General features: G+C 73.7%; 8 protein-coding genes and 1 pseudogene. 7 read left to right on the top strand and 2 right to left on the bottom strand.

Annotated features, from left to right (window positions below; genetic code table 11):
• Window positions 1-105: 105 nt before the first annotated feature.
• Window positions 106-2,040: a hypothetical protein gene (locus IFT45_RS16315; protein WP_192129467.1), complete on the bottom strand. Its 1,935-nt coding sequence runs from the start codon at window positions 2,038-2,040 to the stop codon at window positions 106-108.
• Window positions 2,041-2,161: 121 nt separating this feature from the next.
• On the opposite strand from IFT45_RS16315, the pseudogene IFT45_RS16310 reads away from it, so the two are divergent.
• Window positions 2,162-2,623, top strand: a pseudogene (locus IFT45_RS16310) (ATP-dependent DNA helicase PcrA); the annotation flags it as partial.
• 79 nt (window positions 2,624-2,702) lie between these two features.
• Here the strand turns inward: IFT45_RS16310 and IFT45_RS16305 are convergent.
• Window positions 2,703-3,413 (bottom strand): FHA domain-containing protein, encoded by a 711-nt coding sequence (locus IFT45_RS16305; protein ID WP_192129465.1) that lies wholly within the window; start codon window positions 3,411-3,413, stop codon window positions 2,703-2,705.
• Window positions 3,414-3,512: 99 nt separating this feature from the next.
• Between IFT45_RS16305 and IFT45_RS16300 the strand changes: the two genes are divergently transcribed.
• From IFT45_RS16300 to IFT45_RS16275, 6 genes are all read left to right on the top strand, one after another.
• Window positions 3,513-3,806, top strand: a complete 294-nt coding sequence (locus IFT45_RS16300) for a WXG100 family type VII secretion target (protein ID WP_056057240.1) — start codon at window positions 3,513-3,515, stop codon at window positions 3,804-3,806.
• Between the two features lie 67 nt (window positions 3,807-3,873).
• Window positions 3,874-4,173 (top strand): hypothetical protein, encoded by a 300-nt coding sequence (locus IFT45_RS16295; RefSeq protein WP_192129463.1) that lies wholly within the window; start codon window positions 3,874-3,876, stop codon window positions 4,171-4,173.
• Entirely contained in the window at window positions 4,170-5,384 is a 1,215-nt protein-coding gene (locus IFT45_RS16290) for a putative T7SS-secreted protein (RefSeq protein WP_192129461.1), read from the top strand. Before IFT45_RS16295 ends, IFT45_RS16290 begins: the two co-directional genes overlap by 4 nt.
• A gap of 753 nt (window positions 5,385-6,137) precedes the next feature.
• On the top strand, window positions 6,138-6,626 hold the full coding sequence (locus tag IFT45_RS16285; RefSeq protein WP_192129459.1) for a hypothetical protein: 489 nt from the start codon (window positions 6,138-6,140) through the stop codon (window positions 6,624-6,626).
• A 38-nt stretch (window positions 6,627-6,664) separates the two neighbouring features.
• Window positions 6,665-7,306, top strand: a complete 642-nt coding sequence (locus IFT45_RS16280) for a hypothetical protein (RefSeq protein WP_167260325.1) — start codon at window positions 6,665-6,667, stop codon at window positions 7,304-7,306.
• Window positions 7,303-11,712, top strand: a complete 4,410-nt coding sequence (locus tag IFT45_RS16275; protein WP_192129456.1) for an FtsK/SpoIIIE domain-containing protein — start codon at window positions 7,303-7,305, stop codon at window positions 11,710-11,712. The genes IFT45_RS16280 and IFT45_RS16275 overlap by 4 nt, the downstream gene beginning before the upstream one ends.
• Window positions 11,713-11,765 lie beyond the last annotated feature (53 nt).

Here is an 11,765-nt window from a genome sequence, read left to right as displayed (position 1 = left end):
TCCCGGGCGGAGCGGCCAGGCCTGGGCCCGCAGACCCGCCGACCCGCGGGACCGCGGGACCGCAGGCCAGGAGGCCTGCGGTCCCGCGGGTGCGCCGTGAGGACGTCAGGGGGCGCTCGACACCGGCAGCTCCTCGGGGGTGTCTCCGTGGCCACGTCGGCGACGACGGACGTGGAGCGCCACGGAGGCCACGAGCATCACGGCCCCGGCCAGCGTCACGCCCAGCGCCGCCGCACCCGCCTGCAGGCTGCCGTCCGCCCCGGTGAACGCCAGCCCCGCCGGTGCCGTCGCCGGCGCGGGCGTCTCGGCGGGGAGCTCGGGGACCTCGGGGGCCACCACGCTGAACGACTCCGCGAGGTGCACGGTCGTGTCGGCGAACGCGGGCACCACCTGGACGCCGTCGGCGTCAGGCACGGAGCCCTCCGACGTGAACAGGAACACGTAGTGGCCCTCGCGCTCCACCGGGAGGCACGGCGACTCGTAGGTGCCGTCGCCGCTCACCGTGGTGCTGGCCCGGCCGGCGAGCAGGGCCTCGTCGATCTCCGCGATCGGGCCGAGGTCGTGACCGGCGGCGAGGGCCTCGGGGAATGGACCGACGAGAACGGTGTCGACCCGCGCCTCCGGCGCCTGGCCGTTCCACTCGGTGACGGTCAGCTCGTCGCTGACGCAAGCGCCGGGCTCGACCTGGTCGGCCCCCACGACGGTGGTGGAGACCTCGGGCGCCCACGGGACGAAGGTCGTCTCGGAGGCGGTGCCGAAGGGAGAGCGCCAGCCCTGCACGCGGTCCCGGCCCGCGTCGACCGGGGTGTCGGAGGGGTCGATCGTCTCCACCCACGTGAACCAGCCGCCGCTCGGCAGCTCGCAGCCCGGCGTCGTGTAGGTGCCGGGGCCCTCGTCGACGACGACGCTCACGTCGCAGACGACGGGCGCGTCGGAGGGCCAGTCGTCGGCGCGCGCGACGGGCTCCCGGAAGGGGCCGAGGAGGCGGCTGCGCACGGTGACGGGGACGGGCTGCCACGTGCCCGCGACGTCGTGGCGGCCCCACTCCGAGAGGAGCCCCTCGCCCGGCAGCACGTCGACGGTGAGCTGGTCGGTGACCGTCGTGCCGGGCTCGGCGACGACGTCGCTGGTGCGGGTCTCTACCCGGGGGCGGAAGGGCAGCGGCGAGAGGGCCTCGGCGCTCGCCGCGCCCGAGGCCTCGACGCTGGTGCCGCCGGAGAAGAGGATGCGCTGCGAGCCGGCCGGGCTCGTTCCGGCCGTGACGATGCGCCCGTAGGGCAGCCCGTCGAAGCGCGTGTCGGCCGACACCTCGACCTGGGCGAGGTCGCCGGTCGCGCGGAAGTCGAGGTCGACGCCGTTCTGGACGACCGCCGTCGTCGAGCCGTCGGCGAACGCCCCGCCCGTGAGGGCGACGGTGCCGTCGTGCTGCGGCGTGAGCAGCTCGGGCCCGCCGCCGACCCGGTCGACGGACAGGTCGGAGCGGAGGGTGCCCGTGCCGTCGTCGCGGAGCTCGACGGAGGTCGACGCCGTGACGGAGGTCGACGCTGCGGCCGTCGCCTCGGCCAGCATCTCGTTGGCCCGGTCGAGCACGATCGGCCAGCGCTCGTTGGCGCGCCCCGCGTAGTACCGCTGGGTGTGCCCGTTCAGCCCCGTGATCGTCCACACCGCGAGCTGCCCCGCAGCGGCCGTGTCGGCGTCGGTGGTGTCGCCCCAGGTGCGGGCGATGTAGGCCAGGCGAGCGTGGTCGGCGGTCGAGACGCCGACCACCTCCGAGCCGGTCTCCGTGTCGTAGTGGTTGCCGACGGGCGACGACTTGCCGGCCTCGAGGCAGAAGGCCTGACGCCCGTCGTCGAGTCGGTAGGTGCCGAGGTACGAGACGCCGTCGCCGCGCCAGAGGTGGCCGGTGCCGAGGCCCGCGCCCGTGACGGCCGTGGCGGGCGCCGCGAGCCAGAGCGGCCCGGCCACGAGGGCGAGGACGATCAGGAGGGCCGTGAGGAGAGCAGGACGAGGTGGCCTGGGAGGGCGGTGCGATGAGGTCATGCGATGACCCTGGCGAAGGTGTCGCGGCGGATGAGGGACGACCTTTTCTTCCTGTGGACGACGAGGCGGGGGGCGTCGCGGGGGAGGACGGGCCCTACCCGTCGACGCTGTCTCGATCGCGACGCGGGCCCAGTTCGGCGAGGTGAACGTGGCGATGCCGTCGCGGTACCTGCAAGAGATCCCGGTCGAGCTGATCGACTGGAAGCAGTCGCCCGGCATGGCCGACAGTCGAGGAGGCACGCAGCCGCGGGCGCTCAACGCGCGTCGCGAGGGCGGTGCGGGCGACCGTCTCGGCTCGTCCCCGCGCGCCAGCGGCGGCTACGGCGGCGGCAGCTACGACCGCGCGACCGCGGCGGCCAAGACCAAGCCGAAGACGGAGTGGTCGAACCGGGTCACCGGCACCGTGCGCGACAACGGCGACCTCGAGCTCGAGCAGGGCGACCGCATCTCGCACGTCGACTTCGGCGAGGGCCGTGTCATGGCCGTCACCGGCGTCGGTGCCCGCCGCATCGCCGAGGTACTGTTCGACACGGCCGGCCGCAAGAAGCTGCTGATCAAGGTCGCGCCGATCGAGAAGATCTAGCGGTTTCCCCGCCACGCACCACGTTCTCGCACGGGAACCACGCCGCGGCGTGGTTCGGGTGCGACGACGTGGTTCGTCGTCACGGGGCGGGGCGTGACCGCCGCAGCGTGAAGCGGTGGTCGCCCACGACGATCGTGTCGGCGGGCGTCAGCTGCACGCCGACCCCGGGCTCGACCGTGACCGGCCCGCCGTCGGGGCGGAGGAGCGTCGTGCCGTTCGCGGAGTGGAGGTCGTCGATCACCACGGCCCCTGCGTCGTCGGCCCAGACACGGAAGTGGGCGCGCGACAGCTGACGCGTCTCGTCCGTGACGGTGATCGACGCCGGGGGAGCTGGCGCGGTGGTGAGGGCTGCTGCGGGGGCTGTGGCAGCCACGTCGGCGGTGGTCGAGACGCCGGGTGGCGGCGCGGCGTGTCGCGGGCGTCGGCCCACGACGACGCCGTCGCGGTCGACAGGGACGGCCTCGCCGTCGGGGAGGACGAGCTCGTAGGAGCGCGGACGGAGGACCGTCACGTCGAGGTCGTCGAGGTCGTCGAGGCCTTCGGGGTCGTCGAGGTCGGCGGGCGCGGGCGAGGGCACGTGCCGTCGGGGAGGGGGCACGGCGGGGCCTGGCGGGATGACGGCGGCCGCCGCGGGAACGGCTGTGACCAGACCCTCGGGAGGCGGCGGAGGCAGCGTCTGCACCCGTGACAGCAGGCCCTGGTCGCGCAGCGCAGCGACGGCCGCGGCGTCGACGACGATCGGGCCCTCGGGTGGTGCCCCGCGCCTCCCCAGGCTCCTTCTTCTGGTCATTTCTCGTCCATTCTGTGGAAAGTGGTGCGACCAGTCTGTCTCATGTGGAATATTCATGGCAGTCGTCATTCCTGACGGCTCGACGAGACAGGAGAACCCATGGCCAACGTGACCGTGACCTACGACGACCTGCGCACGCAGGCGACCCACCTGCGCACCGGGCAGGCGTCGATCGAGGAGCAGCTCTCGCGCCTCAAGGGGCAGATCGACAACCTGGTGGCCTCGGGCTACGTGACCGACAGCTCCTCGAAGGCGTTCGCGACCACGTACGGCGAGTTCAGCACCGGTGCGAGCACGACCATCGCTGCCCTGGACAGCATGGCGCGGTTCCTCGAGAACGCGGCCGAGACCCTGCAGGCGGCCGACGAGCAGCTGGCCGCCAGCCTCCGCTGACCCCTGACCGCTGACCACCCCGGTGGCCGTGCCGGCGACGGCATGGCCACCTTCCTGAGGAGCACACATGACCAGAGCGACCCTGTCGTTCGACGCTGAGGCGCTGCGGCGGTTGTCCACGACCCTGAGCGGCGTCAAGACCGTCTTCGACGCCCCTGGAGCGGCGACGGTCTCGCCCGAGCACCTCGGCCACCCCCGCCTCGCGCAGCGGGTCGACTCCTTCACCCGGAGCTGGGACGACACCCGGCGGGTCCTGAGCGACGAGATCGGTGGACTGAGCACGTCCGCGACGTCCATCGCTGACGGGTTCACGGCGGCGGACGAGGGCCTCGCCGCCGCGTTGCCGGACGAGGAGGCGTCCTCATGAGGGTGGACGGCGCATTGTCCAAGGCAGGTGTCGCGGGTGACCCCGACATGGTGTCGGCCGCCGCGACGCGCTTCGGGCAGACCGCCGAACTGATCGCGTCCGCGGCTGAGGGGCTCCACCAACTCGACGTGGAGGCCGCACAGAGCGATGCGATCGAGGCGTTCCTCGCGAAGGCGGGGGAGGTCGAGACGCAGCTGCGGCAGGTGCACCGGCGGTACGTCGGCGCCTCCGACGCGCTCCGGACCTACGCGACGGCCCTGCGGAACGCGCAGGAGCAGGCCGGCCCGGCCGTCCGAGAGCACGAGGCTGCGGTCACCGACCGCGACGCAGCCACCGTGCTCGCCGACCGCTACGAGGGCATGGCCCTCCTGGCGACGAGCGAGGAGGCGCAGCTCGACTACCAGGAGCTCGCTCGCGTGCAGCGCCTCCGCGAGGAGGAAGCATCGGGACGGGTGGTGAAGCACGGCCGTCAGGTCGACGACGCCGTCACCGACCTCGAGGCCGCCGCGACGGCGGCCATCGCCTGCTTCGACGACCTCGGCGCCGACGGCCTCGGCGACTCGTGGTGGGACGACGTCCGCGGGGCCGCAGGCACCGCCTACGACGCCTTCCGGACGTGGATGGAGGAGAACGACGCGTGGATCGACGTCATCGCCACCTGGACAGACCGTCTGGGGATGGCGCTGGGGCTGGCCGCCATAGTGTTCCCGGCCTTGGCGCCGTTCGCGGCAGCCGCGTTGGTCTTCTCGTTCGCCTTGACGGCGCTCCGCGCTGCGGCAGGCACCGCGACCCTCTTGGACCTCGGGCTCAGCGCACTCTCGTTGGCGACGATGGGCACGGGCGCGGCATTGGTCAAGGGAGCTGGTTCAGCGGTCAAGGGCGTCCAGGCGGCACGCGCGGCTGAACTCGTGCGAACGGGCGTGCCGCCCCGCCTCGCTACTGCATGGGTGAGCGCGTCGTTCTCCCGGGGAGCGCCGGGCATCGGCGACAAGATGCTCGCCCGATCGCTGGGCGACGTGGACGCGGCCCAGATCAGATCGTTCTTGCGGTCGGGACGGCCCGGCTCTGCGGCCGATGACGTCGAGACCGTGACACGGATCGTCCGCCAGCTGGACACTGCCCGCTTCCTGAACGGTCTCGGGCAAGTCAAGGCCGTCGTCGAGGAGATCGTGGAACCCACACGAGCTCAGTGGGCGGTGACGAGATCGTGAGTGCTCCCTCGCGCCGATCCGCGACCGGGCGCCGACGGGCTGCACACAGCAGAGCGACACGGCGCCCTGGTGTGACCATCTACATGGTCGCGTTCCTGGCTTGTGGTCTCTGGTATTGGGGGGTCCAGCTCTATCTCGCCAGTGTGCCCCTCGTGCTCCTGATGTCGGGCCGAGAGCAGTCACCGAGACTCGGGCTGCTGTCGGGTGCTCCGGGGGAGCCTCCCGTAGTGGGGTCGAGCCTGCCTTTCTGGATCAGCTGTGTGGTCCTGATCGTCCTAGCAGTCGAGACCGTTCGGACACCGGCGAAGTACGGCTACCCACTCGAGCCCGGGTTCGTGACCCTGTACTTGCTGTTGTCAGGTCTCTTCGCCGCGGGCTACAGCGCGATCTCTCCGGATTCCGCACGATGGCCCCGGGACAGCATCTACCCGGCTGCCGTGCTTCTCCTCGCTGCGGCCGTCGTGGGAAGCATCTGCCTCGTGCGATGGCTGCGACGCATCCCCGCGTCGAGCCCTTCGGGCACCGAGGCAGGTGGCCCGACCGAGTTGTCGGCGAATGTGGGGGCTCATGTCTGAGACAGCCTCGGGTGGCCCCGTCGCCGACGCGTACGCGATGGCAGTGCCCCGGACCTTCGTTCGTGTGACGACTCCAGGGGAGATCGTCACACCTCCCGGAAGCCATCTCGAGGCAGCGCAGTGGGCTCAGTTCGAACAGATGCGCGCCCGACTGTCGGAGTCTTCGACGCAGCGTGGGATGGACGGGCTCGTCCTCGATGCATTCGTGACCGCCGGCCGGATCCCCGGTCTGGACGGCACGGCGAGCGTCCTGGTGACGCTCGTGCCCACCGCGCCCGGTGCCGGGGCCGACCTCGACCGGCTGCTCCTCGCGCGAGTCGCCCGGGGCGCCGAAGCGATGTCCGTAGGACGTGAGGCAGCCGTCGCGTGGAACGGGGACCGAGACGGCACACGTGCCGAGGTCGCCGATGACCGCGTGCTCCGCCGTCGGACGGTGCTGGCACGTGTCGCAGGGAGCGACTGTCTGATGGCGTCGTTCACGCTCACCGTGATCAGCGGCCGGGCCGTTGCTGGCCTCGGCCTCGCATCGCAGCCGCGACCGCGCCGTCCGGATGAGGAGTCCATCGAGGTGGCCGACGCGCTGGTCGAGCTCTTCGACGCGATGATGACCACCGTTCGCTGGCTCGACGACCAGGGGCGCGTCATCACCGATCGACCCACGACATGACGGGCGCACCCGCCCGCCCCTCTCGAGAAGGAACAGGCATGACGCACCACGAACTCACCTCCGACGACATCCAGCCGACGGGCGACGACGGCCTCGATCCCCGCACCGCCGACGGGTGGGAGGTGCTCGTCGAGCACGACCCCGGACTCTGGATCGCCCTGCCCGCCCGATGGCCCCACCAGGGGCACGACACCGCCAGGTCGTGGATCGCCGCCACCGTCCGCGACGTCGTCGCCCGGACGGCGGCCCCGACCCGGGCCGGCAAGAAGTGGCTCGTCAAGGTGCTCGACCGGCTCGCGACCTGGCAGACGCCCAATGAGCTCAAGTTCATGTACCTGCCCTCGCTGAGCAGCGAGCTCAGCCTGCTCCGGATCCAGTTCGGCCTCGTCTACGGTGACCGGGAGGCGACCCTCCGCGAGCTCGTCCTCGAGAGCGACCTGCCGGGGATCGAGCCGCCCGTCCTCGAGGACGTGACCACCGACTCCCTCGGCCTCGGTGTCTACGGGCTGCGCTACGCCGAGCTGGACGGCGGCATCACGGTCACCAGCATCTTCGCGTTCCGCTCGGGGCCGTTCGACCTCCGGGTCACGTGCGACGTCGGCCCGCCCGAGTTCGTCCCCGTGAAGGTGCCGGTGGCGCGAGCCTTCGTCGACGGCATCAGCGTCGTCAGGGCGACGTGAGGCTCACGGTCACCGTCCGCGACGGAGTGACGGGCGCCTCGGCCGACGTCGTGTTCGAGACCTCGCCCGACACCACGGTGGGGGAGCTCGTCGCACAGGCTGCACCGCTGGTCGGCATCCGCGCCGACGGTCCGGATGCCGCAGCTCTCGGCACCGCCGTCACGGTCGACGGCGCCCGCGTCGCCGAGAGCGCGCGCATCGCCGAGGGAACGGTGCTCGAGGGCTGCGTCCTCACGATCGGCGGTCCTCCTGGCGTCGCCGCACTGCCGCCCGACCTGCCCAGCATCCGCATCGTGGGCGGCCCCGGGGCCGGCACGGTCTTCCACGTCGACCCCGGCACCGTCGTGGTCGGATCGGCGCCCGAGGCGACGGTCCGTCTCGCCGCGCGAGGAGTCGCCCCGGTCGCGGCCCTCGTGCAGCTCGACGGAGCATCGCGCTTCTCGATCACTCCCGTGGCCTGCGACGACCCCGACGTCCCGCCCGTCACCGTCGACGGCGTGCCGCTGACGACGACGATCGCGCTGACGCCGTCGTCGGTGGTCGAGCTGGGGGAGGTGCTGCTGGGCGTCGCGGACGCCGGGACGGCCTCCGCCGCGATCGGCCTCGCCGAGGGCGGAGGGCGACTGGAGCACGCACGCCCACCGCGACTCCTGCCCGAGCCCCCCACGACCGCCTTCCGGTACCCGGCGCAGCCGCAGGCGCCCCCTCGGCGCCCCCTGCCGATCGTCGCCGCCGCCGCCCCGCTCGTCATGGGCGGCGTCATGGTGCTGGTGCTCGACAACCCGACCTTCCTCGTCTTCGGACTGCTCTCGCCGGTGATCCTCGTCGGCAACTACCTGTACGACCGGCGCAACGGCCGGGTGACGCACCGCGAGGCCCTCGCGTCGCACGCGGCCACCCGCCAGGCGGTGGCCGCCGACGCCGCGGAGGCGGTCGTGCGTCGGCAGGACGAGCTGCGGTCCAGCTGCCCGGACGCCGCGACGCTCCTCGACCTGGCCGTCCGGCGTCGCGCCCGGCTCTGGGAACGGCGCCGGGACGACCCCGACCACCTGACCGTGCGGATCGGCGTCGCCGACCTGCCCTCCGGCGTCACCCTCGACGACCCTGACCTGCTGGAGCACCGACGCACCGTCGCCAGCCCCGCGCGGGCCGTGCCCGTCACCGTGGCGCTCGCCGACCGGGGTGTCGTGGGGCTGCACGGGCGCACCCCCGAACGCCGGGCGCTCGCCGCGTGGATGGTGGCCCAGCTCTGCGTCCTCCAGAGCCCTCGAGACCTCATGGTCGTCGTGCTGACGGACCGCGACGCCGAGGAGCACTGGGGCTGGCTCGCCTGGGTGCCCCACGCCCGCCCCGACGAGGGAGACGCGGACAGCCGCGTCCGCCTCGGCAACGACTCCGAGTCCGTCGCCCGGAGGCTCACCGAGCTGGCCGCCGTCGTCGACGCGCGACAGCGGGCCCGCCGTGAGTCGAGCGGCGCCGTGCTGGACGCCCCCGACGTGCTCGTCGTCGTCGACGGCTCACGCCGGCTCCGGGCGCTGCCGGGCCTCGTCACGGTGCTCCGCGACGGACCGGCCGTCGGGGTCGTCGCACTCTGCCTCGACTCCGACCGACGGTCACTGCCCGAGGAGTGCGTCACGGTCGTGCAGGCCGGGCGCAGCGCCCACGAGCTCTCCGCCCACCGCGAGGCCGACGTCCAGCACGTGCGGGTCGACGCCCTGCCCGTCGGCTGGCACGACTCCGTCGCGTGGGCGCTCGCCCCCGTCGTCGACGTCGACGACGGGGGCGACACCGGCGGACTGCCGACGTCCTCGCGCCTCCTCGACGTCCTCGGCCTCGACCGCCCGAGCGGCAGGGCCGTCCTCGCGCGGTGGGCCGAGAGAGCGCCGAGCACCGAGGTGCTGCTCGGCGAGGGCGTGGACGGTCCCTTCTCGATCGACCTGAGGCGGGACGGCCCCCACGCCCTGGTGGCCGGCACGACGGGCTCGGGGAAGTCCGAGCTGCTGCAGAGCGTCGTCGCCTCGCTCGCCGCGTCCAACGCCCCCGACTCCATGACCTTCGTGCTCGTGGACTACAAGGGCGGTGCCGCCTTCCGCGACTGCGGCCCGCTGCCCCACACCGTGGGCATGGTCACCGATCTCGATCCGCACCTCGTCCAGCGGGCGCTGACGAGCCTGGGCGCCGAGCTCCACCGTCGTGAGCAGCTGCTCGCGCTCGCCGAGGCCAAGGACCTGGAGGACTACGAGGAGGCGCGTCGCCGGTCCGAGGGCGGAACGCTCCCGACCCTGCCCCGCCTCCTCATCGTCATCGACGAGTTCGCGAGCCTCGCCCGGGAGCTGCCCGACTTCGTCACCGGGCTCGTGAACGTCGCCCAGCGGGGGCGCTCCCTCGGCATCCACCTCGTGCTCGCGACGCAGCGACCGTCGGGAGTGGTGTCGTCCGAGATCAGGGCCAACACCAACCTGCGCATCGCCCTGCGCGTCACGGACGCCGGCGAGAGCACCGACGTCATCGACGCCGCCGACGCCTCCCGCATCCCCCGGTCCGCACCGGGGCGCGCCCTGGTGCGCCTCGGCGCGGGGGCGCTCGTGCCGTTCCAGGCCGGGCGTGTCGGCGGCCGCGCCGAGCGCGAGTCCCGACCGGACGGCACCTGGTCTGCCCGGCTGTCGTGGGACGGGGCGGCCGGGCCGGAGCCCCGTCCGCCCGCGACCGCCGCCGTCGGGGACCACGAGACGACCGACCTGGTCCAGTTCGTCGCCGCCGTGGTGGAGGCCGAGGCGCTCCGCGGCGGAGAGCGGCCGCACCGGCCCTGGCTGGACGCGCTGCCCGCCCTCGTCGAGCTGGAGCACCTCGTCGGTGCCGAGGCCGGAGGCGGCGGACCACCGCGCACCCTGCCGCCCCTGCCCTTCGGGCTGGAGGACCACCCTCGGGAACAGGCCCGGCGGACAGCAGCACTCGACCTCGACGTCGACGGGCACCTGTTCGTCGCGGGCGCCGCCCGGAGCGGGAGGTCGCAGGTGCTGCGGACCCTGGCGGCGTCGATCATCCGCCACACCTCGAGCGCCGACGTGCACCTCTACGGCATCGACTGCGGCAGCGGGGCGCTGCTCCCGCTCGCGTCGGCGCCGCACACCGGCGCCGTCGTGCGCCGCACGGAGGTCGAGCGGGCGCGCCGCCTGCTGGCACGCCTCGTGGAGGAGACGCTCCGGCGGCAGACGGTGCTCGCCGCCGGCAGCTGGGCCAGCGTCACGGAGCAGCGCCGGGCCGCCCCGGAGGAGGACCGCCTGCCCCACGTCGTGCTGATGATCGACCCCTGGGAGGGCTTCGTCGCCAGCCTCGGCGACCTCGACCTCGGCGAACCGGTGGAGCTCGTCACGCTCCTGCTGCGCGAGGGGGCGGCCGTCGGCGTGCACCTCGTCGTGACGGGGGACCGGCTCCTCGTCAGCGGCAGGATGGCGACGCTCGTCGAGCGCAAGCTCGTCCTGCGCATGGCCGACCGCGCCGACTACGGCCTCGCAGGCCTCGACCCCAGGTCGATGCCCGACGAGCCCGGCCCCGGGCGCGGAGCGGACACCGTCAGCGGCGCGGAGACCCAGGTGGCGGTGGTCGGTGCCGACCCCTCGGGCAGCGCCCAGGCCGAGGCCCTCCGCGAGGCGGCGGGCGAGGCCGTCCGCCGTGACCTCGCCGTGCCGCCCGGCCGCAGGCCGTTCCGGCTCGACCGGCTGGACGGCGACCTGACCTTCGACGGCGCGTGGTCACGTCACGATCCCGCTGCCCTCGGCAGCGCCTTCGCGATGGTGGGGATCGGCGGCGACGACCTCGTGCCGGTCGGCCCGCGCCTCGCCGACGCTCCGGGCACGTTCGTCGTCGGCGGCCCGCCACGGAGCGGACGCAGCACCGTCCTGGTCAGCATGGTGCGGTCCCTCCTCGCCCAGGGGCTCGAGGTGGTCGTCGTCACACCGCGGTCGTCACCGCTCCGGAGCCTGGACGGGCTGCCCGGGGTGGTGGCCGTGCTGCGTGGCCCCGACCTCCGCTCCGACGAGCTGGACGCCGTCCTCGGCGACGAGGCACCGGAAGGGCGGGTGCTGGTCGTCGACGACGCCGAGCTCGTCAAGGACGCCCCGGCGGCGGCGTGGCTCGCCGACTTCGTGCGCTCGTGCGCCGACGGGCCCGGTGCCCTGGTGGCCGCGGGGTCGGCCGCGGACCTCGGCGTCGGCTTCACGGGCTGGCACGCCGACCTCCGCCGGAACCGCTGCGGCGCCGTGCTCAGCCCGAGGATGACCTCGGACGGGGAGCTCGTCGGGGCACAGCTGGCCCGCAGCGCCACGTCAGCTCGCCCCCGACCGGGGCGGGCCCACGTGCACCTCGGCGACGGCGTCACCGTGCCCGTGACGGTGCCCCGCGGCTGACGTTCCCGGGCGGAGCGGCCAGGCCTGGGCCCGCAGACCCGCCGACCCGCGGG

This window comes from Frigoribacterium sp. CFBP 13707 (assembly GCF_014842245.1).
In the GTDB taxonomy this organism is placed as follows: domain Bacteria; phylum Actinomycetota; class Actinomycetes; order Actinomycetales; family Microbacteriaceae; genus Frigoribacterium; species Frigoribacterium endophyticum.
This window is presented reverse-complemented; position numbering and strand designations above follow the sequence as displayed.